Source organism: Microbacterium lacticum (genome assembly GCF_006716815.1).
GTDB classification, from domain to species: domain Bacteria; phylum Actinomycetota; class Actinomycetes; order Actinomycetales; family Microbacteriaceae; genus Microbacterium; species Microbacterium lacticum.
Genome location: NZ_VFPS01000004.1, coordinates 75,008 through 100,465 on the forward strand (window position 1 = coordinate 75,008; position 25,458 = coordinate 100,465).

The 25,458-nt window shown below is 72.4% G+C and carries 24 protein-coding genes and 1 tRNA gene; 16 read left to right on the forward strand and 9 right to left on the reverse strand.

From position 1 onward, the window contains the following. Positions 1-43: 43 nt before the first annotated feature. Positions 44-982 carry an alpha/beta fold hydrolase gene (locus tag FHX68_RS11695; RefSeq protein WP_141381237.1) on the reverse strand — a complete coding sequence of 313 codons (939 nt, stop codon included), beginning with the start codon at positions 980-982 and terminating at the stop codon, positions 44-46. Positions 983-1,057: 75 nt separating this feature from the next. On the opposite strand from FHX68_RS11695, the gene FHX68_RS11700 reads away from it, so the two are divergent. The 3 genes from FHX68_RS11700 to FHX68_RS11710 all read left to right on the forward strand — a co-directional run bounded on the left by FHX68_RS11700 (position 1,058) and on the right by FHX68_RS11710 (position 2,821). Next, on the forward strand, positions 1,058-1,549 hold the full coding sequence (locus FHX68_RS11700; protein WP_141381236.1) for a carboxymuconolactone decarboxylase family protein: 492 nt from the start codon (positions 1,058-1,060) through the stop codon (positions 1,547-1,549). Continuing rightward, positions 1,546-2,268, forward strand: a complete 723-nt coding sequence (locus FHX68_RS11705; protein WP_141381235.1) for a tyrosine-protein phosphatase — start codon at positions 1,546-1,548, stop codon at positions 2,266-2,268. The genes FHX68_RS11700 and FHX68_RS11705 overlap by 4 nt, the downstream gene beginning before the upstream one ends. Positions 2,269-2,335: 67 nt before the next feature. Next, positions 2,336-2,821, forward strand: coding sequence for an SIP domain-containing protein (locus tag FHX68_RS11710; protein ID WP_141381234.1), 486 nt, complete (start codon positions 2,336-2,338; stop codon positions 2,819-2,821). Positions 2,822-2,884: 63 nt separating this feature from the next. On the opposite strand, the gene FHX68_RS11715 is transcribed toward FHX68_RS11710, so the two are convergent. From FHX68_RS11715 to FHX68_RS11730, 4 genes are all read right to left on the reverse strand, one after another. Then, on the reverse strand, positions 2,885-3,334 hold the full coding sequence (locus FHX68_RS11715) for a Fe-S oxidoreductase (RefSeq protein ID WP_141381233.1): 450 nt from the start codon (positions 3,332-3,334) through the stop codon (positions 2,885-2,887). Beyond that, positions 3,331-4,230 (reverse strand): arginase family protein, encoded by a 900-nt coding sequence (locus FHX68_RS11720; RefSeq protein WP_141381232.1) that lies wholly within the window; start codon positions 4,228-4,230, stop codon positions 3,331-3,333. The genes FHX68_RS11715 and FHX68_RS11720 overlap by 4 nt, the downstream gene beginning before the upstream one ends. Before the next feature lie 114 nt (positions 4,231-4,344). Next, entirely contained in the window at positions 4,345-5,079 is a 735-nt protein-coding gene (locus FHX68_RS11725; protein WP_141381231.1) for a PspA/IM30 family protein, read from the reverse strand. Positions 5,080-5,176: 97 nt separating this feature from the next. After that, on the reverse strand, positions 5,177-7,243 hold the full coding sequence (locus FHX68_RS11730) for a TPM domain-containing protein (RefSeq protein ID WP_268239149.1): 2,067 nt from the start codon (positions 7,241-7,243) through the stop codon (positions 5,177-5,179). Between the two features lie 379 nt (positions 7,244-7,622). On the opposite strand from FHX68_RS11730, the gene FHX68_RS11735 reads away from it, so the two are divergent. Further along, entirely contained in the window at positions 7,623-8,483 is an 861-nt protein-coding gene (locus tag FHX68_RS11735; RefSeq protein WP_141381184.1) for a DUF3097 family protein, read from the forward strand. 387 nt (positions 8,484-8,870) lie between these two features. After that, positions 8,871-9,536, forward strand: coding sequence for a tRNA (guanosine(46)-N7)-methyltransferase TrmB (gene trmB, locus FHX68_RS11740; RefSeq protein ID WP_141381186.1), 666 nt, complete (start codon positions 8,871-8,873; stop codon positions 9,534-9,536). A 392-nt stretch (positions 9,537-9,928) separates the two neighbouring features. Here the strand turns inward: trmB and FHX68_RS11745 are convergent, their stop codons facing one another. The 3 genes from FHX68_RS11745 to FHX68_RS11755 form a co-directional block, all read right to left on the reverse strand. Then, on the reverse strand, positions 9,929-10,315 hold the full coding sequence (locus FHX68_RS11745; RefSeq protein ID WP_141381183.1) for a hypothetical protein: 387 nt from the start codon (positions 10,313-10,315) through the stop codon (positions 9,929-9,931). Between the two features lie 77 nt (positions 10,316-10,392). Next, positions 10,393-10,465: transfer RNA gene (locus FHX68_RS11750), tRNA-Arg, on the reverse strand. A 16-nt stretch (positions 10,466-10,481) separates the two neighbouring features. Further along, a complete protein-coding gene (locus FHX68_RS11755) occupies positions 10,482-11,204 on the reverse strand; it encodes an SGNH/GDSL hydrolase family protein (protein WP_141381185.1) in 723 nt (240 codons plus the stop codon). Between the two features lie 148 nt (positions 11,205-11,352). On the opposite strand from FHX68_RS11755, the gene FHX68_RS11760 reads away from it, so the two are divergent. The 10 genes from FHX68_RS11760 (at position 11,353) to FHX68_RS11805 (ending at position 23,606) form a co-directional block, all read left to right on the forward strand. Continuing rightward, entirely contained in the window at positions 11,353-12,207 is an 855-nt protein-coding gene (locus tag FHX68_RS11760; protein ID WP_141381182.1) for a transglutaminase-like domain-containing protein, read from the forward strand. Positions 12,208-12,346: 139 nt separating this feature from the next. Next, a complete protein-coding gene (gene argS / locus FHX68_RS11765; RefSeq protein ID WP_141381181.1) occupies positions 12,347-14,023 on the forward strand; it encodes an arginine--tRNA ligase in 1,677 nt (558 codons plus the stop codon). 42 nt (positions 14,024-14,065) lie between these two features. Further along, positions 14,066-14,905 carry an LmeA family phospholipid-binding protein gene (locus FHX68_RS11770; protein ID WP_141381180.1) on the forward strand — a complete coding sequence of 280 codons (840 nt, stop codon included), beginning with the start codon at positions 14,066-14,068 and terminating at the stop codon, positions 14,903-14,905. Positions 14,906-15,110: 205 nt separating this feature from the next. Next, on the forward strand, positions 15,111-16,565 hold the full coding sequence (gene lysA, locus FHX68_RS11775; protein WP_174799180.1) for a diaminopimelate decarboxylase: 1,455 nt from the start codon (positions 15,111-15,113) through the stop codon (positions 16,563-16,565). After that, a complete protein-coding gene (locus FHX68_RS11780) occupies positions 16,562-17,887 on the forward strand; it encodes a homoserine dehydrogenase (protein ID WP_141381178.1) in 1,326 nt (441 codons plus the stop codon). Before lysA ends, FHX68_RS11780 begins: the two co-directional genes overlap by 4 nt. Positions 17,888-17,929: 42 nt before the next feature. Then, the gene (gene thrC / locus FHX68_RS11785; protein ID WP_141381177.1) at positions 17,930-19,000 is read left to right on the forward strand and encodes a threonine synthase; all 1,071 of its coding nucleotides are present in this window, start codon (positions 17,930-17,932) and stop codon (positions 18,998-19,000) included. Beyond that, positions 18,997-19,968: a homoserine kinase gene (gene thrB, locus FHX68_RS11790; RefSeq protein WP_141381176.1), complete on the forward strand. Its 972-nt coding sequence runs from the start codon at positions 18,997-18,999 to the stop codon at positions 19,966-19,968. The genes thrC and thrB overlap by 4 nt, the downstream gene beginning before the upstream one ends. 154 nt (positions 19,969-20,122) lie before the next feature. Continuing rightward, on the forward strand, positions 20,123-22,150 hold the full coding sequence (gene rho, locus FHX68_RS11795) for a transcription termination factor Rho (RefSeq protein WP_141381175.1): 2,028 nt from the start codon (positions 20,123-20,125) through the stop codon (positions 22,148-22,150). 7 nt (positions 22,151-22,157) lie between these two features. Continuing rightward, positions 22,158-23,234 (forward strand): peptide chain release factor 1, encoded by a 1,077-nt coding sequence (gene prfA, locus FHX68_RS11800; RefSeq protein ID WP_141381174.1) that lies wholly within the window; start codon positions 22,158-22,160, stop codon positions 23,232-23,234. Positions 23,235-23,396: 162 nt separating this feature from the next. After that, the gene (locus FHX68_RS11805; protein ID WP_141920250.1) at positions 23,397-23,606 is read left to right on the forward strand and encodes a hypothetical protein; all 210 of its coding nucleotides are present in this window, start codon (positions 23,397-23,399) and stop codon (positions 23,604-23,606) included. Here the strand turns inward: FHX68_RS11805 and FHX68_RS11810 are convergent. Then, positions 23,603-25,120 carry an IS1634 family transposase gene (locus FHX68_RS11810; protein ID WP_141920252.1) on the reverse strand — a complete coding sequence of 506 codons (1,518 nt, stop codon included), beginning with the start codon at positions 25,118-25,120 and terminating at the stop codon, positions 23,603-23,605. The genes FHX68_RS11805 and FHX68_RS11810 overlap by 4 nt on opposite strands. A gap of 182 nt (positions 25,121-25,302) precedes the next feature. Here FHX68_RS11810 and FHX68_RS11815 point away from each other — a divergent pair, with 182 nt between their 5' ends. Continuing rightward, on the forward strand, positions 25,303-25,455 hold the full coding sequence (locus FHX68_RS11815; protein ID WP_229661558.1) for a hypothetical protein: 153 nt from the start codon (positions 25,303-25,305) through the stop codon (positions 25,453-25,455). The last annotated feature ends 3 nt before the right edge of the window (positions 25,456-25,458 follow it).

Sequence of the window (25,458 nt, forward strand, 5' to 3'; positions counted from 1 at the left end):
GTCGCCGAATCGCGCGTTCTCGCTCGCCGGACGGCCGGTCCGCTCACGCGTCGGCGATGTCGAAGACGAGAGCCGCGAGCGGGGCCGGCAGCTCCTCCTGCACGTTGTGACCCGAAGGCACCGTGAGGACGGATGCCTGCGGCACGCGCGCCACGAAGTCGGCCGCGTCACCCTCGGTGACGAAGCCGCGCTCGCCGCGCACGAGCGTGATCGGCACGGTGACCGCGGCGAGGTCGTCCCAGCCGGAGGCCGACAGCGCGCCGCGGATCGCCTGCTGCTGCGCCTCGGCGCTCGCCGCGGCGGCGGGGTCGGCGGCGAGGGCGTTCGCGAGGTGCGCGAAATGGTGCTTCCACTCCACCCGGCCGTCGGGCCGCACGCGGGAGTTCTGGAAGACGCCCCGCGTCGCCGCCTCGCGCGTGCCGCCGAGCCCGAAGGCGAGGGCGCGGTCGACGAGCTCGTCGCGGCTCGCCCAGTCGGTGGGCCCCGCGAAGAACGCTCCGATCTGCGCGGCGTCGCCGTTCGGGTCGATGCCGGGGGTGATCTCGACGATCACGAGTGCGCGGACGAGCTCGGGATGCGTGGCCGCGAGGGCAGCGGCGGTGAGTCCGCCGAGCGACTGGCCGACCAGCACCTGCGGGGCATCCGTCCACTCCGCGATCGCCGGGGCGATGTCGGCGGCGAGCGTCGCCCCGACGTAGGCGGCGTCGTCCCGCCACGACGAGTCGCCGTGGCCGGGCAGGTCGAGGGCGAGGGCGGGAAGACCCAGGGCGAGCACGGTCGTGTCCCAGGTGTGGGCGTTGAGGCCCGCGCCGTGCAGGAAGGTGACGACGGGGGAGGGGAAGGTGCCCGAGGCGGCGTCGCCGTACTGCAGCGCGCTGACGGTGCGGCCGTCCGGCAGTGCGAAGCTCAGCCGCCGGGCGGGCGGGGCGGTGACGCCGAGCTCGGCGGCCTGGGCGGAGAGATAGGGGAACTGGGCATCCATCCCGCCATTGTGGTGCACGCGCGGCCGCCGCGTCCCGCTCGCCGTTGCGCGGTGCGGGCGCAATAGGCTGGGCGCATGACCACGGAGCGACGCGTGCACCTCTCCCGTTCGGCCCGGCCCGCCTACGACGCACTGGTGGCGTTCTCGCAGACGGTCGGCACCCTCGCGACCGAGGCGGGGATCGACGACCGGCTGAAGGAGATCGCGCTCATCCACACGTCGCAGCTCAACGGCTGCGCCTACTGCGTGCGGGTGCACGTCGACCGCGGCGTCGCGGCCGGCCTCACCGCCGACGAGATCGCCCAGATCGCGGTCTGGCGCGAGTCGGGCGTCTTCAGCGCGCGCGAGCGGGCCGCCCTCGAACTCGCCGAGAGCTACGTCTACATCCACGAGGAGGGCGTCTCCGACGAGCTGTACGACCACGTGTGCAGCATCTTCACCGAGGAGGAGTACGTCGCCCTCAGCTGGCTGCTCGTCTCGATCGGCGCCTTCAACCGCATCACGATCGCCGGAAAGTACCCCGTGCCGCCGCGCCGAGGGGAGCGGGCCCCGAGCGCGACGTCATGACCCCCGCGGGTCTGCCGGTGGGCGGCGCGCTGAACCTCCGCGACGTGGGCGGCCTCCCGGCGGAGTCGGGCGTCACGCGGAGCGGCGTCCTCTTCCGCTCCGGAAACCTCGCCCGCCTCACCGGTGACGGGCGCACGGCGCTCGCCGCGTTGGGCCTCCGCCGTGTCGTCGACCTGCGCGCCGACGACGAAGTGGCGCTCGAGCCGAGCCGCCTCGACGGGCTCGAGGTCGAGACGCTGCGCGCACCGCTCTTCCTCGGGTCGGCGGCATCGTTCTTCGTCGACGACGTGCCGCTCTCCGAGATGTACCGCGCGCTCGTCGACACCGGCGCCGAACGCCTTGTCGAGGTGGTGCGCGCCGTGCTCGAGACGCAGCCGGTACTCGTGCACTGCACCGTCGGCAAGGACCGCACCGGCGTCGCGGTGGCGCTCATGCTCGCCGCCGTCGGGGTGGAGCGCGCGGCCGTCGTCGACGACTACGCCCGCACCGAGGCGCTGCTGCCGCCGGCGCGCAACGCCCGCGTGCTCGCGTACCTTCGCGCCGCCCATCCGCAGGCGCGCCACCTCGACGAGCTCGCGACCCGGTCGCCGGCGCCCGTGATGAGCGGCCTCCTCGACGAGCTCGATGCGCGCTACGGCTCGCCCGCCGACTATCTGCGCGCGCAGGGCGTGCGCGACGACGAGCTCGCCGAGCTCCGCCGCGTGCTCATTGCAGGCTGAGTATCTGCGGCGGAATCGGGGCAGGCGAGGTAAGGCTCACCTAAACGGGGAGTATAGTGAAAGCATCATGACCACGCTGACCGAGCACGCCGTCGCCCACGACGCCACCGCCTGCAAGGCATCCCGTCATGCGCGCGTGCAGCAGCTGATCACCGCCGACGAGACCTCGCTGGTCGAGCTCGAGACGCTCATCGCGACCCTGCCGATCTGCTCGACCGGTCGGGTGTTCATCGAGGTGCCGGATGCCTCGTACGTGTTCGATCTCGCCGTGCCCGCCCGCATGATCGTGACGTGGCTCGACCGTTCGCAGCGCACCGGCGATCCCGGAACGGGCCGCGCCTGCGCCCCCGGACAGGCTCTCGCGCGCGCCGTGACGGCGTGGGCCGACGAGATGCTCTGCGCCGACGACACGTGCGCGGGCGGCACCCGCATCCACCTGCTCGGCGGCTTCCTCGGCACGGCCGACATCTTCGACCACCTGACCGGCGCCCTCGGCATCGAGGCGAGCGCCGTGCACACGCCCGAGCGCTTCGGGCTCGCCGCCGCGCGCTGACCCGGGGTCGCGGCGCCGGCATCTGCCGCGCTGCGCTGCCGGTCGGCTTGGCTTGGGCTCCGTTCAGCTGCCGCGCGGCACGTAGTTGCCGTCTTCGAGCCCGGCGGTGATCTCGAACCGGTTCGTCAGCGGGTTGCGGCCGGCGACGAGGTAGAGCAGGGGCATGAGGAATCCGTACCGCCGCCACTGCCGCGCGTGCACGGCCTCGTGTCGTAGCACGGTGTCGGTGACCGGCGCCGATCCGGTGAGGTAGCAGCCGCCCACGCACACGCCGCCGCGGCCGAACGCCCAGTTCGGCAGGCCCGTGAACACCCACAGCCCGCCGCGGCGCGTCACCGGACCGGTCGACCACAGGCCGCCCCACAGCCAGCCGACGGCGGTGCCCCACGCGTAGCCGAGGAGGCTGATGGGGGAGTCGAGCATGACGGACGGGATCCAGGCGTCGATCGCCTCGCCGCGTGCGACGGCGCGTTCGGCGCGCTGTCGCCAGCCCGCCGGGGGGCGGGCGATCACGCGAGCGCCCCGACGACCCGCAGGATCGTGCCGAGGTCGTCGACGGCGGCGGCCGGAGAGGCCGGAGCGAATCCCGCGATCGACGCGCCGACGAGCGGCACGCGGGCGCGGGCGGCGGCGATCGAGCGCAGCAGCGCGTCGAGCGACAGCCCGAACGGCACCGGCAGGCCGACGCCGGAGATCACGGCAGGGTCGAGCACATCGAGGTCGACGTGGATGTAGAGGGCGGTGGCACCCGTCGCCGCGACCGCGTCGGCGAGGCGCTCGGGGCCGTCGAGGTCTTCGACGGAGAGGCGCAGCACACCGGCATCCATCGCGGCCGTCTCTTCGGCGTCGTCGAGCTCCCGCGCTCCGGCGAGGATCACCCGCTCGGCGGGCACGATCGGCCCGCCGGACGGGAGCGGCAGGTCGTCGATCACGGCGCGCAGGGCCATGCCCGCGAACGCGCCCGAGGGCGAGGAGGCGGGCGAGTTCAGGTCGCCGTGCGCGTCGAACCAGACCACCGCGAGGCGATCGTGCGCCGCGGCGGCGTGGGCGATCGCCGGCACCGCGACGCCGCAGTCGCCGCCGACCACGAGCGCCGGCTCGGCCGGGGCGGCCGCTTCGGTCGGCGCGGCCGCGGCGTCGAGGTCGGCGGCGGGCGTCGAGCCCTCGGGCGTGCGCGTGTCGGGGGCGCCCGCGGCCAGGGCATCCCTCACCGCGTCGGCGGTGCGCGAGAGCGCGCTGTAGCGCCGGATGCCCGTGTCGAGCGCCTCGCCGGCCGAGGTCGGCACCTCGACCCGCACCGTGCGAGCGCGCGGCAGGTCGCCGGCGATCGCCTCGGCGCCGTCGACGAGGTGCATCGCCCGCGCGGCGGGCGACCCCTGCCACTGCGGCACGATGAGGAAACGCGTCATGGGGTCATCCTCCCGCACAGCGCCCGCACGCGAGAAACCACTCCGCGCGTGAGAAACCGCGGCGGGCGTGGTTTCTCGACACGGGAGTGGTTTCTCGGCGTGGTGGCGGGGTGGTTACTGCTCGATCGCGGGGGCGGGCGCGCCGGTCTTCAGCGCCGCGAGGCGCGCCTCGACCTCGGTGAGCTCGCCCACGTCCTCCAGCTGGTTGAACTGCGCGTCGAGCGAGGATGCCGCGATCTCGGCCTTGCCCGCCGCGAGCGCCTCCTGGCGGCGCACCTTGTCTTCGAAGCGGCCGATCTCGCTCGTCGGGTCCATGACGTCGATCGACCGGACCGCGTCGTGCACCTTGTTCTGCGCCTCGGCGCTCTTCTGCCGCGCCATGAGCTCGGAGGCCTTCGACCTCAGCTCGACGAGCTTCTGCTTCATGCCGTTGAGGCCGTCCTTGAGCTTGTCGACGACCTCGGTCTGCGCGGCGATCGAGGGGGCCAGCGCCTTCGCCTCGTTCTCCTCGCTGATCTGACGCTGCAGGGCGATCTTGGCGAGGTTGTCGAACTTGTCGGCGTCGGTCGTGTTGCCGGCCCGGCGCAGCTCGTCGGCCTTGCGGCTCGCGGCGAGCGCCTTGTTGCCCCACTCGGCGGCGGCCTTGACGTCCTCCTCGTGGTCGCGCTCGAGCAGGCGCAGGTTCCCGATCGTCTCGGCGATGGCCGATTCGGCGTCGGCGATGTTGTTGGTGTAGTCGCGGACGAGCTGGTCGAGCATCTTCTGCGGGTCTTCGGCGGAGTCGAGCATCGCGTTGACGTTCGCCTTCACGAGCGTCGAGATGCGGCCGAAGATGGACTGCTTTGCCATCGGTTTTCCTTTCCTAACGGGAACTGGGGGTGTCGGTGGGTGTGGGAGGTCGGGGCTCGGATGCCGCGGGCGTTCGTGGCGGGCGCGGGAGGAGGAGTCAGAAGCGGCCGCCTCCGCGCCGGCTGCGGGTGCCGCCGCCGCCGAAGCTGCCGGGGCCCATGCCACCGCCCCGACTGCCGCCGCCGTAGCCGCCTCCTCCTCCGTACCCGCCACCGCCGAACATGCCGCCGCCACCGCCACGACCGCCGCCCAGCAGCGAGTTGATGACGATGCCGCCGAGCACGGCGCCCATCACGTTGCTGCCGCCGCCGCTTCCGCCGCCGCCGAACATGCCGTCGCCCGAGAAGGCGCCGACGTCGTTCTGCGCGTACTGGATCGCCTGAGCGGCGAGGTCGTTCGCGCGCTGGGCGTAGGGGAGCGCGGCGGCGGGGTCGGTCTGCTGCAGCTGACGGGCCTGCACGAGCGAGGCGCCCGCCTCGGCGAGCCGCGTGCGCGCCTCGGCGCCGATCGCACCGCGCCGCGAGGTGATGAAGTCCTCTGCCGCCGACACCTGCGCCTGGGCCTGCGTCATCAGGGCGTTCAGTTGCTGGCCAGCGCGCTGCGCCTGCGCCTGCGCGTCGCGCACCCCGGCGAGCGTCGCGTCGATCTGCGTGTTCGCGGCGTCGAGGTTCTGCAGGGCGGCGAGCGGCTGCTTGGCCGATCCGGCGAGGAGCGCCTTCGCGGCATCCACCTGTCCGCGGGTCGTCGTGATCACCCCGGCGAGGCGCCCATCGGTGTCGGGCAGGCCGCTCGCGGTCGCGATGTCCTGCTCGATGTCGGCGATGAGGCCGGCGGCGTCGGTCTCGGCCTTGCCGAGGTCGGCGGCGAGGGTGCCCACGGCGGTGTGCAGCAGGTCGGCCTGCGCCACGGCGTCCTCGGCGGCGCGGATGCTGACGGCGGCGGCCGCCGAGTCGCCGGCGGCGATCGCCTGCTGCGCGGCGGTCAGCTGCTCGTCGGCGAAGGCGAGGTCGGTCGCGGCGTGCACGGGGTTGTCGGCGATCGTCGCGAGGGCGGCCGGGGCGTACGCGCCTTGGAGCGCGGCGAGCGCGCTCGCGCTCTGATCCTGCGCGGCGGCGACCGTCTGGCGCAGCGCCTGCACGCGGGCGAGCGCGTCGGGGGCATTCTGCTCGAGCTGGCGCAACTCGTCGAACGCCTTCGCCTTCTCGTCGAGACCGGCGTTCGCCCGCTCGCACAGGTCGATGATCTGCGCGTTCCAGGCGCGCACGTCGGCCTCGGAGTCGGGGGTGGAGTCGTCGAGCCGCTGCTGCAACTCGAAGGCCTGGTCGAGGGATGCCTTGGCATCCGTCAGCGCCTGCTCGAACTCCGCGGCCGCGGCGTCGCCGAACTGCGCGCGGGCGAAGCCGAGCTCCTGCTCGCTCGTCTTCATCGCGTCATCGGTCTGCACGAGCGCCGACGCGGCCCGGCGGCGCAGTTCGTCGGTGGACACCTGGGCGAGCGGGTCCTGCGGGGCATCCGCGCCGATCGCGCCACCGACACCGCCCTGTCCGCCCGCCACGGCGGGGGTCCTCTTGCGGCGGGAGCGCACGACGATCCAGATGACGAGCGCCGCGAGCGCCACGAGGACGAGGACCAGAAGGATCGGCGCGAGGGCGCCGCCGGAGCCGCCGGAGCCGCCAGTTCCTCCCGAGCCGCCCTTCACCGCGTCGGCCAGGCCGGCTGCGGCCGCCGTGGCGGCTCCCGCCCAGTCGCCGGAGGCGAGGGCGGGCTGCACCCGCTGCTGCTCGATCTGGCGAAGCTGATCCTCGCTCACGGGTCCCTGCGAGTAGCCGGACAGGTAGTACACGCGGTCGTCGGTGGCGACCGCGAGGAGGTACGGGTTGGGGCCGAGGCCGTTCGCCTCGGCCGTCGCGTTCGCCCATCCCTCGGGGCTCGTCGGGTCGGTGAAGGTCGGCACGTAGACGACCCACAGATCGACGCCCGAGGTGGTGGAGAGGGAGTCGAGCTCCTTCTCGACGCTCGAGGTCTGCGAGGCGCTCAGCACCCCCGACTCGTCCAGCACGCGCGTGGCGCCCAGCGTCACCGGCGCGGTGGCGAGGGCTGCGCCCGCGCCCCCGAGCACGATCGTGACAGCGGCGGTCAGAGCCAGCATCAGACGCGTGCGCACGGCGCACCCCCTCCTTCGCGAGACCTTCGCGACGGCCTCCTCCCGATCCTATGCCGGGCCGCGTATGAGGCGATAGGTCGCGGCATGGGAATCGGCTATGCGCCCGGGTCGGGCTGGATCGGGCGGGGCCGCCCGGCCGGGCCGGGTCGGGCCGTGTCGCCAGGCCGTGCCGGGCCGGGTCGGGTCGCCGGGTCGTGCCCCGCAATGCCCCGCCGGGCTGGGCCGCGTGCCGCGTCGGCGTGACGCAGGGTTGGGCTGCGTCGGGCGGGGCCGCGTGCCGAGCCGCGCTGGCGATGCCGCGGACGGGGGCGGTGCGATCCGGGCGTCGCTGCCGGGCCGGGCGGCCCGCGGCAGGTAGCGTGTCGGATTCGGAGGCGAGATGGTTCACGACGGGATCGACAGGTACGGCGGCGATGTGCTCGCCGCAGGGTGGCGGGATGCCGGGCGGCGGGTGGTGGCATCCGTTCCGGCCGACCCGGGTACGGTCGTCGAGGTCGCAGGCGACGGCTTCTGCGGCGCCGTCACCCGCGTGCAGTCGGGCACCGTCGAACTCGAGGACCGCCGCGGTCAGCGCCGCCTCTTCCCGCTCGGTGGCGGGTTCCTCATCGACGGCGAGCCCGTGCTGCTCGGGCCGCCGAACCCCGCGTCGGGCGGGCCGGGCGGTGCCCGCGCGCCCCGCCGCACCGCCTCGGGTTCGTTCGCCGCGCCGGAGGCCCGGGCGCGCGTCGCGCGCGCGTCGCGCATCCTCGTCGAGGGTCGTCACGACGCCGAACTGGTCGAGAAGGTCTGGGGTGACGACCTGCGCGTGGAGGGTGTCGTCGTCGAGTATCTCCAGGGTGTCGACCTGCTCGACGACCTGCTCCGCGCGGAGCCGCCCGGGCCCGGGCGGCGCTACGGCGTGCTCGTCGATCACCTCGTCCCGGGGTCGAAGGAGTCGCGCATCGCGCAGGCCGTCGAGCGGGGGCCGCACGGCGCGCACCTCCGGATCGTGGGGCACCCGCACATCGACGTCTGGCAGTGCGTGCGCCCGTCTTCGCTCGGCATCGCGGCTTGGCCCGATGTGCCGCGCGGCATCGAGTGGAAGGTCGGGGTGAGCCGGGCGCTCGGCTGGCCCGCCCGCGATCAGGCCGACATCGCGCGCACCTGGCAGCGCATCCTCGGGTCGGTCAGGAGCTACCGCGACCTCGATCCGGCCCTCCTCGGACGCGTCGAGGAGCTGATCGACTTCGTCACCGAGTGACGTACGCAGGAGATCCGTCGCCGATCGCGCCGTTTAGGCCCCTGGCCGCCCCTGCGGGCCCGGATCTCCTGCATTCGTCACCGGCACCCCGGTCAGCCGCCTGGCGCGGCCCGGCCTCAGCCCACCGGCCCTCCCCGTCTCGGCCGGCCGGCCCCTCTGCCGAGCGCCGCCTCGCGCCCGGGGCCGCCGGCCGAGACGGCCGTGACCCTCGGGCCCGAACCCGCGTGACGGGTGCAGGAGATCTGGCGCCGGAGGCGCCGTTCGGGGCCGCAGGGCGCCCGCGCGGGCCGGATCTCCTGCATTCGTCACGGGTAGCCTGGGGGAGTGACCGACTCGACCCCGCGCTTCCGCGACAAGCCCGTCTCCTTCGTCCGGCGGAGCGGCCGGATGAGCGACGGCCAGGAGCGCGCCTGGGCCGAGCACGCCGGCTTCTACTTGATCGAGGTGCCGCGCGGGCAGGCGGCGACCAGCATCGAGCCCGGCAACCGGATCGACCCGGCCGAGACCTACGGCCGGACGGCGCCGCTCGTGATCGAGATCGGCTCCGGCCAGGGCCACGCGATCGTGCACGCCGCCTCCGCGGCGCCGGAGCGCGACTTCCTCGCCGTCGAGGTCTTCCGCGCGGGGCTCGCCCGCACGATGCTCGACGCCGCCCGCGAGGGCGTCCAGAACCTGCGGCTCGTCGAGGCGAACGCGCCCGAGGTGCTCGAGCACCTGCTGCCCGAGGCGAGCGTCGACGAACTGTGGATCTTCTTCCCCGACCCGTGGCACAAGTCCAAGCACCACAAGCGCCGCCTCGTCGACCCCTCATTCCCGCCGCTCGCCGCGCGGGCGCTGCGCGACGGCGGCGTGCTGCGCCTCGCGACCGACTGGGAGGACTACGCCCGGCAGATGCGCGCCGTGATAGCGGATGCCGCGGACTTCGCCCCGGCGTTCGAGGGCGACTGGGCGCCGCGATTCGACGGACGCGTCATGACCGCGTTCGAACGGAAGGGCATCGCGAAGGGACGCGAGATCCGCGACCTCGTCTACCGCCGGGAACCGCGCGGGTGAGCGCCGCCGCCGATCGCCCCGCCGACGATCGGTCGGCGGCCGACGCGGCGCGCGAGTCGGGGCCGGGCGCCGACGGGGCGCCGGGCGCAGCGCCCGCTACGACGCCCGAAGCAGCGCCCGCTGTGACCGCCGGAGTGGCGCCCGACCCGGCACCCGCCGCGACGCTCGGGCGCACGCTCGTGCCCGCGCTTCTCGTGGCGCTCGCCGCGCCGAGGCCGATCAGTCCGAGGACCGACAGTGCGGTCGCGGTGCCGGTCGAGACCCGGTCGCGCAGCGGCGTGCGCGTGCGCGCGGATCGTGCGGCGACGGAGGGGTACGGGATGCTGGCGGTGACCATGCTTCGACGCTACAAAGCGCGGCGGGCGAGGGCATCAGCCCAGGGAGGGATTCGCCTACGCCGCGAGGATGAACGCGCGGCGGACGGTGGCGCGGGCGAGCGTGAGGGTCAGCACCAGGAGAGTGACCAGGAAGAACCCGCCCAGGTAGACGGCGTCGCCGAACACGAGGTCGAGGAGCTCGAGCACGAGCAGCTTGCTTGCGGGGAGCACGAGCAGCAGCATCCCGATGTTGAGCGCGCGCATCCACGGCCCGCGCGGGGCCCGAATGCGCGCCACGATCCGCTTCTTCACGAACAGCACGCCCTCGAGCACGATCTTCAGCAGGACCGCGGTGAGAAGCGCGACGAGGAAGCTCTCCGAGATCACCGCCGGGAAGAGCTGGATGAACACGCGCAGCACGACCAGATAGACGAAGACGTCGACGAGATCGATGGGCCGCACCCGCACAGGCGAGTGTATCCCGGTCGGCGGGTCGCGACGCGCGGCTACGACCGTGACGTCATCGACGAGATGTGAAGTGCCCCCGACAGGAATCGAACCTGCGACCTTTGGTACCGGAAACCAACGCTCTATCCCCTGAGCTACGGAGGCGTACCGATCGAGGGTATCACCGCGTGATGGCTTCGACCGCCGCGGCCAGTCGCTCGGCGAGGTAGCGGTGACCCGCCGTCGACGGGTGGTCGCGGCCGAGTCCGGTGTCGATGACGTCGGCGTAGTTCGCCGGCGTGATCCAGTGCTCGCCGAGCGGGGAGAGGTACCACCAGCCCCGAGCGGCCGCCGCGCCGGCGAGGTCGCGGTCGATGCGGGCCGTCGCCGCCTCGACCGGGATCACCTGCGGTGCGGCGCCGAGGATCACGATCTGCGCGTGCGGATAGGTCGCGGCGAGGGCGTCCCACGCGGCATCCACCGCGGCGCGGTACCCCGCCGCGGGCTCGCGTCGATCGTTGATCGATCCCTGCACGATTACGAGGTCGGGCTGCAGCTGCGGGTCGAGCGCGGCGATGCGGGTGCCGAAGTCGGGGCCGTCGAGCCCGGGCTTGAGATATCCCGAGCCGCGTACGCCGTCGACGATCGTCGTCCACCCGGTCATTCCCGCAACGACATATGCGTAGCCGAGGGTGGGGTCGGATGCCGCGGAACCGTACGTCCACGAGTCGCCGAAGATCAGCACGGTGGGATGCTCGGGCAGATCGAGCAGCTCCGGAGTCGTCGCCACGGCCACCGCGCCAGACCCCGCCGCGACGACCGCCTCGGGGGTGGCCGGGCTCGCCCACGGCCGCAGCAGCGCGGCTCCGGCGACCGCCGCGACCGCCACGGAGACGGCCAGCATGACCCGCGCCCGACGGCGCCGCAGAGAGCGCTGAGGGGAGGGGGCGGAGGTCCGCATGCGTCGAGGGTAAGCCACGCCGAGTGGGAACGGGAACAGGCGTCGAAACACGGCGTGCGACGGAGCCTCCGCGGCGTGCGAGGATACTTCGGTGCAACGCATCGTGACCGCCGAACTCGACCTGGAACTGGGTGCCTCCGTCGACCTCATCTTTCAGATCGCGGCGGCCCAGCCGGCACCCGTTCTGCGTGAGGAACTGACCTTCAGTCAGGGCGATCGCGTGTACACGCCGACCGAGATCATCGACCAGTCCGGCAGCCGCCTGCACCGGCTGCAGGGCGATGCGGGACGCCTCGAGGTGCGCTACGAGGCGCTCATCGACGGGCACGTCGCGCAGCGCTCCACGAGCGATCTCGAAGCCATCACCTACCTGCGCCCGAGCCGGTACTGCCAGTCCGACGAGGTCTTCTCGCAGGCGCGGCGCCAGTTCCGCGGGCTGCAGGGGTTCGACCTCATCGCCGCGGTCAGTGAGTTCGTGGCATCCTCGACGACGTACACCCCCGGGCTCAGCCAGGGCACCGATTCGGCCGTGACCACACTCATGACCGGGCAGGGCGTCTGCCGCGACTACGCGCACGTCGTGATCGCGCTGCTGCGCGCGATGGACATGCCCGCCCGCTACGCTGCGTGCTACGCGCCGGGCCTGCGCCCGATGGACTTCCACGCCGTCGCCGAGGCCTACGTCGACGGCAGCTGGTACGTCATCGACGCGACGCGGCTCAGCAACCGTCGCTCGCTCGTGCGCATCGCGACGGGGCGCGACGCCGCCGACTGCGCGTTCCTCAGCTACCACGGCGGCTACGTGGGCCTTCAGCGCATGCGCGCGGACGCCCTCGTCGTGCCGGGGGATGTGGCGGATGCCGAGGCCGCCGCCGCGCAGGACGCCGCCGCCGCGGCATCCGACCCCGCCCTCGACGACTTCGCCGAGCTCGTCCAGCTCGCCTGACCGGCCCGCACGCGGCGCGCGCCACCGAGACCGACCGTCTGGCGCGACACCGACCGCCGGGCAGTCGGTCTGGTGCCGAACGGCCGGTCTCGACGCACGGGGCGGGCGCTCAGCGCCGCGCCCGTAGACTTGACGGGCTATGAATCCTGATGCCCTCGCCGAAGCCCTCCTCGCCGTCATCGCCCCGCTCGCCGAGGCCCGACGCGAGGGGTCGAGCGCCGGGCTGACCGCCGCCGACTTCCCGCTCGAGCGCCCCCGCAACCGCGACCACGGCGACTGGGCATCGAACGCCGCGCTGAAGCTCGGCAAGGCGGTCGGCGCGAACCCGCGCGAGTTCGCGCAGGAGATCGCCGACGCGCTCGCCGCCACCGACGGCGTCGCGTCGGTCGAGGTCGCAGGCCCCGGGTTCATCAACATCCGGTTGGATGCCGCCGCCGCGGGCGCCCTCGCGAAGACGATCGTCGAGGCGGGCGCCGCATACGGCACGAACGACAGCCGCAGCGACGAGATCATCAACCTCGAGTTCGTCTCCGCGAACCCCACCGGGCCCATCCACCTCGGCGGCACCCGCTGGGCCGCCGTCGGCGACGCGCTCGCCCGCATCCTGCAGAGCCAGGGGGCCCAGGTCACCCGCGAGTACTACTTCAACGACCACGGGGCGCAGATCGACCGCTTCGCGCGCAGCCTCGTCGCCGCGCACCAGGGCGACCCGACCCCCGAGGACGGCTACGGCGGCGGCTACATCGACGACATCGCGCGTCGCGTCGCGCTCGCCTACACCGACGGCGGCGCGAACGACATCGACGCGCTCGAGCCGGCGGCCAAGCAGGAGGCGTTCCGCGAGCTCGGCGTCGGCTTCATGTTCGCCGAGATCAAGCAGTCGCTGCACGAGTTCGGCGTCGACTTCGACGTCTACTTCCACGAGAACGACCTGCACATCTCCGGCGCCGTCGACCGTGCGATCGCGCGGCTGCGCGAGCTCGGCCACATCTTCGAGGCCGACGGCGCGACGTGGCTGCGCTCGACCGACTTCGGCGACGACAAGGACCGCGTCGTCATCAAGAGCGACGGCAACGCCGCCTACATCTCCGGCGACCTCGCCTACTACCTCGACAAGCGCGAGCGCGGCTTCAACCGCTGCATCATCATGCTCGGCGCCGACCACCACGGCTACGTGCAGCGCCTCATGGCGATGACGGCCGCCTTCGGCGACGAGCCGTACGTCAACCTGCAGATCCTCATCGGCCAGATGGTGAACCTCGTCAAGGACGGCACGCCGCTGCGCATGTCCAAGCGCGCCGGCACGATCGTCACGATGGAGGACCTCGTGGAGATCGTCGGTGTGGATGCCGCGCGCTACGCCCTCACGCGCTCGTCGGCCGACTCGAACCTCGACATCGACCTCGACGTGCTGCAGAAGCGCACGAACGACAACCCCGTCTTCTACGTGCAGTACGCGCACGCGCGCACCCACAACGTCGCCCGGAACGCCGCCGCGTCGGGCGTCGACCGGAGCGCGTTCGCGCCCGAGCTGCTCACCCACGAGACCGAGTCGGCGCTCCTCGGCGCGCTGCAGGAGTTCCCGCGCATCGTCGCCTTCGCCGCCGAGACCCGCGAGCCGCACCGCGTCGCCCGCTACCTCGAAGAGCTCGCCGGGCTCTACCACAAGTGGTACGACAACTGCCGGGTCATCCCGCTCGGCGACGCGCCCGTCGAAGACGTGCACCGCACCCGGCTGTGGCTGAACGACGCCACCGGCCAGGTGCTGCGCAACGGCCTCCACCTCCTCGGTGTGAGCGCCCCCGAGCGCATGTGACGGACCGCGCCTGACCGAGCATCCCGCGACCGAGAATCGACCATGAGCGCCGACGAGCACCCGACCCAGCCGCTTCCCGATCCGAGTGCGCGCTGGGTGCTGCAGACGGATGCCCCGGCGTCCGCGCCGCGCCGGACGCGTCGCTGGCCCTGGCTCGTCGCGGTGCTCGTCGTCGTGGTCCTCGCCGTCGCCGCCTGGTTCGCGGGGGAGTACATCGCACGCGGCATCGTCGAGCGCACGATCCGCGAGCAGATCACCCAGAACCTCGACATCCCGGTCGATCACCCGATCGACATCCAGATCCCCGGTCCGATCCTCCCGCAGCTGATCGTGGGGAGCATCGGCGACCTGACGATCTCGTCGGAGGATGTGCCCCTCGACGGCGTCACTGCCGACATCAGCGTCAACGCGCAGGACGTCAACATCCACGGCGGCGACTGGAGCGGCGGATACGCGACGGTCTCGCTCGACGAGACTCAGCTGCGCGCCCTGCTCGCGGGCATCGACGGCTTCCCGGCGGAGAGCGTGTCGATCGACGCCCCCGACGTCCGCGCCGAGTTCACCCTGCAGCTGTTCGGGTTCGATGTGCCGATCGGCGTCGCGCTCACCCCGAGCGCGGCGGGCGGCGACATCGAGCTCACGCCCGCCAGCCTGCGTCTCGGCGACTCCGAGGTGAGTGCGCAGTCGCTCCGCGACCAGTTCGGCTCGGTGGCCGACGCGGCGCTGCGCACGTGGGACATCTGCATCGCCGACCGCTTGCCGCGCGCCGTCGAACTCACCGGTGTCGAGGTGAACCGCGACCGGGTCGTCGCCGACTTCGAGATCTCGAGCGCGATCGTGAACGACCCGGAGGCGCAGCAGAAGGGCTCGTGCGCCGACTGAGCCCTGCCGGCGCAGAAATGCACACCGCACCCGGCGCCGAGCGTGCATTTCGCCCCTCCCGCGCACGCCTCGTTGGGCGGTCTTCCCGGCGGCTTTCCATACGGTGGGCGGCATGCGGGGGTGCCCTAGACTTGTCGCACATCTGACGGGCACGTGGCGCGCAAGCGCCCGCCCGTGGCCTTCACCCCGATTGGTTCCCCTCCGCGTGTCCGCCCCTTCCGACAGTCCGCTCGTGCCGGATTGGCTCATCGTGCCCGATGACGCGAACGCCCTCGCTCCGCACGTGTGGCCGGATGCCGCGCACCGCGACGACAGCGGAGAGCTGGTCCTCGGCGGGGTCGCCGCGAGCGACCTCCGCGCCCGGTTCGGCACGCCGCTGTACGTGCTCGACGAGGGCGAGGTGCGCTCCCGCGCCCGGCGTACTCGCGCGGCCCTCGACGAGGCCGCCGCCCAGCACGGCACGACGGCGCAGGTGTACTACGCGGGCAAGGCTTTCCTGTCCACCGAGGTCGTGCGGTGGGTGGTCGCCGAGGGGCTGTCCGTCGACGTCGCGACCGGGGGAGAGCTCGCCGTCGCCCTCGCCGGCGGCGCCGACCCCGCGCGCATCGGCTTCCACGGCAACAACAAGTCGGTCGCCGAGATCGCCCGCGCGATCGAGGTCGGCGTCGGCTCGATCGTCATCGACAGCGACATCGAGGTCGAGCGGGTCGCCGCTGAGGCGGCACGCCGCGGCATCCGCCAGTCGGTGCGCCTGCGCGTCAACAGCGGCGTGCACGCCGAGACCCACGACTTCCTCGCGACGGCCCACGAAGACCAGAAGTTCGGCACCGCGCTCGCCCGCGCCGAGGAGGTCGTGGCGCGCATCCGCGAGCTGCCGAGCCTCGACTTCGGCGGCCTGCACTGCCACATCGGCTCGCAGATCTTCGGCGTCGACGGCTTCCGCGAGTCGGCCGCCCGCCTCCTCGACGTGCATGAGCGGCTGCTCGCGGGCGGCCCGGTCCCGGTGCTGAACCTCGGCGGCGGCTTCGGTATCGCCTACACCTCCGCCGACACGCCGACCCCGATCGAAGAGCTCTCCGGCGCCATCGTCGCCTCGGTCGCCGCCGAGTGCGCGCGCCGCGGCATCCCGGTGCCCGCCCTCGCGTTCGAGCCCGGCCGCGCGATCGTCGGCACCGCCGGGGTCACCCTCTACGAGGTCGGCACCACGAAGCCCGTGCAGGTCAGCGACGCGCTCACCCGCCTGTACGTGAGCGTCGACGGCGGCATGAGTGACAACGCGCGCACGGCCCTCTACGGCGCGCAGTACTCCGCCCGCCTCGCCTCGCGCTCCTCGGACGCCGCGCCCGCGCTCGTGCGGGTGGTCGGGCGGCACTGCGAATCGGGCGACATCATCGTCGACGCGGAATACCTCCCGGGCGACGTCGCCCCCGGCGACCTGCTGGCCGTCCCCGCCACGGGGGCGTACTGCTTCTCGCTGTCGAGCAACTACAACTACGTGCCGCGCCCGCCGGTCGTGGCCGTCACGGGCGGCGAGGCACGCCTGATCGTGCGCGGCGAGAGCATCGACGATCTGCTCGCCCGCGACATGGGCGTGATCGACGCTGCCCGCGTCACCGCGGACGGGGCCGCCGCCGCTCCGGCTCGAAAGGAGACCGCATGACCGACGACCGTCGCCTCCGCGTCGCCCTGCTGGGCGCCGGCTCCGTGGGATCGCAGGTCGCCGCCCTGCTGCTCACGCACCAGGACGAGCTGGCCGACCGCGCCGGTGTCGCCCTCGACCTCGTCGGCATCGCCGTGCGCGACGTCGACGCGCCGCGCGACGCCGACCTGCCGCGCGAGCTCTTCACGACGGATGCCGAGGGGCTCATCGTCGGCGCCGACATCGTCATCGAGCTGATGGGTGGCATCGAGCCGGCGCGCGAGTACATCGCCCTCGCCCTCAACTCCGGGGCCGACGTCGTCACGGGCAACAAGGCGCTCGTGGCGACCCACGGCTCCGAGCTCTTCGACGTCGCCGACCAGGTCGGCGCGACCGTGTCGTACGAGGCGGCCGTCGCCGGCGCGATCCCGATCATCCGGCCGCTGCGCGATTCGCTCGCCGGCGACCGCGTGCAGCGGATAATGGGCATCGTCAACGGCACCACCAACTACATCCTCGACCGCATGGATCGCGAGGGCAGCGACTTCGACGTCGTCCTCGCCGACGCGCAGCGCCTCGGGTACGCCGAGGCCGACCCGACCGGCGACGTCGAGGGCTTCGACGCGGCGCAGAAGGCCGCGATCCTGGCATCCCTCGCCTTCCACACAGCGGTGCCGGTCGACGCCGTGCACCGCGAGGGCATCACCGCGATCGACAAGACGGTGATGGATGCCGCGCGCGGCGCCGGTTACGTCATCAAGCTCCTCGCCGTGTGCGAGCGACTGGAGGGCGCCGCGGAGTCGCCGACCGGTGAGGCGATCTCGGTGCGGGTCGCGCCGGCGCTCGTGCCGCGCGATCACCCGCTCGCCTCGGTGCACGGGGCGAACAACGCCGTCTTCGTGCAGGCCGAGGCCGCCGGGAACCTCATGTTCTACGGTGCCGGCGCGGGCGGCGTGCAGACGGCGTCGGCCGTGCTCGGCGACGTGGTCTCGGCCGCGCGCCGGCACATCGCGGGCGGCGTCGGGGTGGGCGAGTCGACGCGGGCGAACCTGCCGGTGCTGCCGATCGGCCGCGTCACGACCCGCTACCAGATCACCCTCGACGTCTCGGACGAGCCCGGCGTGCTGTCGACCGTCGCGGGCATCCTCGCCGAGGGGCGCGTGTCCATCGCGACCGCTCTGCAGACGGTGATCACGGAAGCAAACGGCGAGTCGGGCACCGCCCGCCTCGTCATCGGAACCCACCGGGCGCTCGAGCAGGATCTCAGCGACACGGTCGACCGACTCGCCGCCAGCGGCGTGGTCGACCGCATCGTGTCGGTGCTGCGCGTCGAAGGTGACTGAGTAGGCGAATGAGACCGGCCCCGCCGGCAGAAGGAGACTGACATGGCACATGTCTGGCAGGGAGTCCTGCGCGAGTACGCCGACCGGCTCGGCGTCACCGAGACCTCGACCGTCGTCACGCTCGGCGAGGGCGGCACGCCGCTGATCCCGGCGGCGTCGCTGTCGGCGATGACCGGCGCGAAGGTCTTCGTGAAGTTCGAGGGCATGAACCCGACCGGATCGTTCAAGGACCGCGGCATGACGGTCGCGCTCTCCCGAGCCGTCGAGCACGGCGCCCAGGCGGTCATCTGCGCCTCCACCGGCAACACGTCGGCCTCGGCCGCCGCCTATGCGGCGCACGCCGGCATCACCGCCGCCGTGCTCGTGCCCGAGGGGAAGATCGCGATGGGGAAGCTCAGCCAGGCCGTCATCCACGGCGGACGGCTCATCCAGGTGCGCGGCAACTTCGACGACTGCCTCGAGATCGCCCGCGAGCTCGCCGAGGGCTACCCCGTCCACCTCGTCAACTCGGTCAACCCCGACCGCATCGACGGCCAGAAGACGGCGGCCTACGAGATCGTGTCGCAGCTGGGCGACGCCCCCGACTTCCACTTCATCCCGGTCGGCAACGCGGGCAACTACACCGCCTACACCCGCGGCTACCGCGAAGAGGCCGAGCGCGGGGTCTCCACCCGCGTGCCGCGCATGTTCGGCTTCCAGGCCGAGGGCTCGGCGCCGCTCGTGCGCGGCGAGGTCGTGAAGAACCCCGAGACGATCGCCTCGGCCATCCGCATCGGCAACCCCGCCTCGTGGGAGCTCGCGCTCGAGGCCCGCGACGCCACCGACGGCTGGTTCGGCGCCATCGACGACGAGCGCATCCTCATCGCGCAGAAGCTGCTCGCCGACACGGTCGGCGTCTTCGTCGAGCCGGCGTCGGCGATCAGCGTGGCGGGTCTGCTCGACCGTGCCGAGGCGGGCGTCGTGCCCGCCGGCGCGACGGTCGTGCTCACCGTCACCGGACACGGCCTGAAAGACCCGCAGTGGGCGCTCCGCAACGCCGACGGCACTGAGGTGCAGCCGGTCGTGGTCGACGCCTCGACCTCCGAGGTCGCGTCGCTGCTCGACCTGGCATGACCGTGACCTCGGGCGACTCGAACGCGGGCGCCGCCCCGGTGCGCTCGGTCGCCGTGCGCGTGCCGGCGACGAGCGCGAACCTCGGCCCCGGCTTCGACACGCTCGGCCTCGCGCTGAGCGTCTACGACGAGCTCGTCGTCACGGCGCTGCCGGAGCCCGGCCTCGAGATCGAGGTGACCGGCGAGGGTGCGGGAGAGGTGCCGACGGATGCCTCGCACCTGGTCGTCCGGGCGATGGCCTACGCGTTCGAGGCGGTCGGGCGCGAGCTCCCCGGCATCCATCTGAGCGCGCACAACACGATCCCGCACGGGCGCGGCATGGGTTCGTCCGGCGCCGCGGTCGTCGCCGGGCTGCTGGCGGCGAAGGGCCTGCTCGCCGGTGACGTGGAGTTCGGCCCCGACACCCTGCTGCGGCTCGCGACCGAGCTCGAAGGCCACCCCGACAACGTGGCGCCGGCGCTCTTCGGCGGCCTCACGATCGCGTGGATCGATGAGAACGGGCCGCAGCACAAGAAGCTGCTCGTGCAGCGCGGCGTCTCGCCGCTCGTGTTCGTGCCGGAGTTCACGATGTCGACCTCGGTCGCGCGCGGGCTCGCGCCCCTGCAGGTGCCCCGTGAGGACGCCGTGTTCAACGTGTCGCGCTCGGCGCTGCTGATCGCGGCGCTCACCCAGAGCCCCGAGCTGCTCATGGCCGCCACCGAGGATAAGCTGCACCAGTCGTACCGGGCGCAGGCCATGCCCGCGACCGACGCGCTCGTGCGGTCCCTCCGCGCGGAGGGCTTCGCCGCGGTCGTCTCGGGCGCGGGGCCGAGCGTGCTGGTGCTCGCCGACGGCCCGGGTCGCCGCCTCGACGCGGCGCGCGTCGCGGCATCCTCCTCGGAAACTCCGTGGGAACCCCTCATGCTCGCCGTCGATGTCAAGGGTGGTACAGTGAGGGACCATACGGAGGGTTCCACGGTCTGGCCGTGAATCTGGCCTCCGTCGCAATTCTGCGAACCCCCGCATAGTGACCCTCGCGCACGCCGCCGCCCTGATCGGGCGCTGAAGCGCACCGGGTCAGCGCCTGTCGTGGACGGCGTCTGTGCGGATCTGTCCTGTCCACACCACCCCTGAAGGAGACCTCGTGGAGTCACTCTCCGAGATCGAGACCGACGGCACCGACGTCGCGCGCGAAGATGCCGCGAACACCGGCGCCGAGACCACCGAGACCGCGGCAGCGCCCGAGGCGCCCGCGCCTGAGGCGGATGCCGAGGCCACGGATGCCGCGGCTGACGCCGCACCCGTCGAGGCGGAGGCCCCCGCCGTGGAGGCCGAGGCCCCCGTCGCCGAGGCGCCCGCCGTCGAGGACGCGCCTGCCGTCCAGGCTGAGGCGCCCGCCGAGGCTGCGCCCGTCGAGGAGGCGCCCGCCGAGGCCGCGCCCGTGAAGGCGCCCCGCAAGCGCGCGCCGCGCCGGGCCAAGAGCACCGACGTTCCCGCCGCGACGGAGGCTCCGGCCACCGAGGCGTCCGCCGACGCGGCCCCCGCCGCCGACGCGCCCGCCGAGACCGCCGCGCAGCCCGCGACCGAGACGCCCGCCGCCGAGACCCCCGCCGAGGGCGCTAAGGCTCCCGCCGATCAGCCGGCCGAGTCGAGCGACGGCGCGGAGACCCCCGCCGCCGAGACCCCGGCCGAAGGCGCCGAGCAGGCCGAGGGCGAGACCCCGAGCCGCAGCCGCAGCCGTTCGCGCAGCCGCAGCCGCGGCCGCGGCCAGAAGGGCGACGCCGCGCAGAACGGCCAGAACGCGCAGACGGGCCAGGGTGACCAGCCCGCGCAGAACGCGCAGCCCGCCGAGGCATCCTCGAACAACAACAACAACGGCGGCAGCAACAACCGCGACGACGCCGACGAGCAGGGCTCGGGGCGCGGCCGCCAGCGCGGCAAGCGTCGCGGCCAGAGCCAGTCGGGCGACGAGTTCGAGACCGAGATCGGCGAGGATGACGTGCTCATCCCGATCGCGGGCATCCTCGACGTGCTCGACAACTACGCGTTCGTCCGCACGACCGGCTACCTCCCCGGCACGAGCGACGTGTACGTCTCGCTCGGTCAGGTGAAGAAGTACAACCTGCGCAAGGGCGACGCGGTCGTCGGCGCGATCAAGCAGCCCCGCGAGGGCGAGCAGTCGAGCCGCCAGAAGTACAACGCGCTCGTCAAGGTCGACGCGATCAACGGCCTGTCTGTCGAAGACGCGGCCAGCCGCGTCGAGTTCGGGGCGCTCACCCCGCTCTACCCGCAGGAGCGCCTGCGCCTCGAGACCGCGCCCGAGAAGCTGACGCAGCGGATCATCGACCTCGTCGCGCCGATCGGCAAGGGCCAGCGCAGCCTCATCGTCGCGCCGCCCAAGGCCGGCAAGACGATCGTGCTGCAGCAGATCGCGAACGCGATCGCGCAGAACAACCCCGAGGTGCACCTCATGGTCGTGCTCGTCGACGAGCGCCCCGAAGAGGTCACCGACATGCAGCGCACGGTCAAGGGCGAGGTCATCGCCTCGACCTTCGATCGGCCGGCCGAAGACCACACGACGGTCGCCGAGCTCGCCATCGAGCGCGCGAAGCGCCTCGTCGAGCTCGGTCGCGACGTCGTCGTGCTGCTCGACTCGATCACCCGCCTCGGCCGCGCCTACAACGTGTCGGCACCCACGAGCGGTCGCGTCCTCTCCGGCGGTGTGGATGCCTCGGCCCTCTACCCGCCCAAGCGCTTCTTCGGCGCCGCGCGCAACATCGAGAACGGCGGCTCGCTCACCATCCTCGCCACGGCGCTCGTGGAGACCGGGTCGAAGATGGACGACGTGATCTTCGAGGAGTTCAAGGGCACCGGCAACAGCGAGCTGCGCCTGTCGCGCCAGCTCGCCGACAAGCGGATCTTCCCCGCCGTCGACGTCAACGCGTCGTCGACGCGTCGCGAAGAGATGCTGCTCAGCCCCGACGAGGTCAAGATCACCTGGAAGCTCCGCCGTGCCCTCGCGGGCCTCGACCCGCAGCAGGCCCTCGAGGTCGTGCTCGGCAACCTCAAGGAGACCTCCTCGAACGTCGAGTTCCTCGTGCAGATGCAGAAGTCGATCCCGGCGCCCGCCTCCGGCGGCCACAGCCACGGACACGAGAACAGCATCCGCTGATCCCGTTGTGTTCGAGTCCGTCCAGTCGCTGATCGCCGAGCACAAGGCGGTCCAGGAGGAGCTCTCCGACCCCACCGTGCACGCCGACGCGGGGCGCGCGAAGCGCGTCAACCGTCGGTACGCGGAGCTGTCGAGGATCGTCGCGGCCCACGAGGCGTGGGCCGCGGCATCCACCGACCTCGACGCGGCGCGCGAGCTCGCCCGTGAGGACGACGCGTTTGCCGAGGAGATCCCGGCGCTCGAAGGGCAGGTCGCCGCGGCGCAGGAGAAGCTCCGGCGCCTGCTCATCCCGCGCGACTCCGACGACGCGCGCGACGTGATCATGGAGATCAAGGCGGGGGAGGGCGGCGCCGAGTCGGCGCTGTTCGCCGCCGATCTCCTGCGCATGTATCTGCAGTTCGCGGCATCCATGGGCTGGAAGACCGAGCTCCTCGAGCGCAACGAGAGCGATCTCGGCGGCTACAAGGATGTGCAGGTCGCGATCAAGGGGTCCTCGACCGATCCGGCGCAGGGCGTCTGGGCGCACCTGAAGTACGAGGGCGGGGTGCACCGCGTGCAGCGGGTGCCCGCGACCGAGTCGCAGGGGCGCATCCACACCTCGACGACGGGAGTGCTCGTCTTCCCCGAGGTCGACGAGCCCGAAGAGGTGCAGATCGATCAGAACGATCTGCGCATCGATGTCTACCGCTCCTCGGGCCCCGGTGGCCAGTCGGTCAACACGACCGACTCGGCGGTGCGGATCACCCACATCCCGACCGGCATCGTCGTGTCGATGCAGAACGAGAAGAGTCAGCTGCAGAACCGCGAGGCCGGCATGCGGGTGCTGCGCGCGCGCCTGCTCGCCAAGCAGCAGGAGGAGCGGGATGCCGCGGCCTCCGATGCCCGCAGATCTCAGATCCGGGGCATGGACCGCTCCGAGCGCATCCGCACGTACAACTTCCCGGAGAACCGCATCGCCGACCACCGCACGGGGTACAAGGCGTACAACCTCGACCAGGTGATGGACGGCGCTCTCGGCCCGATCATCGAGTCGGCGATCACCGCCGACGAAGAGGCGCGCCTCGCCGCCATCGGCGCCGACTGAGCGCTCGCGCGGGTCGGCGTGGCGCGGTCCGCCCGAACTGCAAGGCCTGCGGCGCGACACGCCGCTGCGCGGCGCACGCGCCCGGCGCGTCGCGCACGATCCCTTGCAATCCGGGACCCGTGAAGGCGCGGTGAGGACTCTCGAAAACGATCGTGTCAGCGCATGATCACCTTCGTCATCCGCGCGCTGATCTTCGTCGTCTCGGCGGCGGTCGGGCTCATCGTCGCCGACCTCGTGCTCGACGGGTTCCGCATCGACTGGTCGAACTGGTGGGGGTTCGTGCTCGCCGTCGTGATCTTCGCGGTGCTCCAGTCGGTGCTGACGCCGTGGGCGGCGAAGGTCGCGCGCAAGACCTGGATCGTGTCAGATTAGTGCCCCACGCCCGGCCGGAGTGCGGCGATGATGTCGGCGGCTTCCCCCGTTGGCGGGGTGGTCGCGGTGAGTTCGTGTCCGTCGATGGTGATCGTGACGTCACGCAGCGGGCGCAGCGCGCGGACGATACGGCGGACCGTCACGCCGGTGGTCTTGTAGAGGTGCCGGCTGATCGCGAGAGCGCAGAACACGACGGTGAGGTGCGCGTGGATCGAGTCCGCGGTCGACGCGAACATCGGCCTCGCCCGCAGGTCGGTCTTCGCCATCCGGAACGTCGCCTCGACCTGGAACAGGTCATGGTAGGCCGCCACGATCTCTGCAGCGGAAGCCGTCGCGGTGCTGAGGTTGGTGACGTACCCCTTGAGGCCGATGTATTCGCGGGCCTTCTCGACTCTTGCCCAGTTCACGCCGGGCCCCGTGCCGAGGGTGACGAACCGGTCCTTCTTCGCCGGGCGGGTGCCGTCAGCGATCTGCTCGGCGCGTTCGATCTGCTTGTTCAACGTGATGTTGTCGCGGATCTTCCGCTTGTGGGAGTACTGCCACACCACTCGCCGCTCCCGCGCGTTCACACCCGCACCCATGGTTCGGGTGGTCTCGACCGTCTCCCCATCGGTGACGATGTTCCCGACGGTCGCGTAGTGCTCGGCGAGATCGTATGGCGCGGAGGAGGTGCGGGAGCCGACGATGAAACCGAACCCGGCGTCCTCCAGCCGGTTCAGGTTCGCTGCGGACAGCATGCCGGCGTCCGCGACGACCACGACCTCGGTCGCGGAGTGACGTTCGCGGAACTGGTCGAGGACGGGCAGCAGGGTGAGGGTCTCGCCCCTGTTGCCCGCGAACTCGTGGACTTCGAGGGGGAACCCGCCCTGGTCCACGAGGAGGCCGACGAGGATCTGCGGGTCGACGCGGCGCTCTTTGCTCATCCCGACCTTGCGGAGCTTGTCTTCACGCTCCGCCTCGAAGTAGAGGGTGGTGACGTCGTAGAGCACGACGGTGAGCGGGCCAGATCGGGTCGCATGCGCGTAGGCTGCGGCGGCGATCTTCGACCGCCAGTCCTGCTCAACGCTGCGGGCGAGGGTCCGCCACACGGTCGACAGCGACGGCGCACCCGGGACACCGAGCTCGTCCCACACCCGCAGCGTGTCCGCCTTGCTGGTCGGCTCGACGACGCGGGCCAGGACCAGCTTCATGAATGTGTCGTTGCCGACCGCGTCGAACCCGAGACGGGCGTAGGCGTCCTCGAGGACATCCCACAACAACCTGGACCTCGACCCGGTCACCGTCGGCGCGGTCGTGGCCGGCGGCGTCGCGCCCAGCCCGTCCAGATCGAACGGGACATGCCCGGCCAGCTCCGCGATCCGCTCCCGCGCGATCGCGACCAGCACCGCGAGCTGCTCATCGTCGTGCGCGGAGCCGAGGTGCTCCACGATCGTCCGCACACCACGGGTCTTCGACGCGATCTGCACCGCCGTCGCACCCGACGCGGTGCGCACCTTCCGCACGAACCACCCCACCGAGCGAGTCTAGATCGACGCCGTTAGTGCCCCGCACGAGGCACCAGCACCCCCGGAAAATCAAGCCTCAACGATCCTCAACCCGCGAAATCACCCGACGGTGACACGATCCAGGCAAGAACGCGCCGGCGTTCCTCGGCGGCATCGGCATCGTCTCGACGTTCATCGCGCTGCTGATCGTCGTGCTGATCCCCGGGGCGGGCCTCACGATCGGCGCCCCGTGGTGGACGTGGCTCGTCGCGCCGGTGATCGTGTGGCTCGTGACGGCGCTCGCGACGTGGCTGCTGCCCGGCCTGTTCTTCAAGAAGAAGGTGCAGGAGCGCCGCGCGGCCTGACCA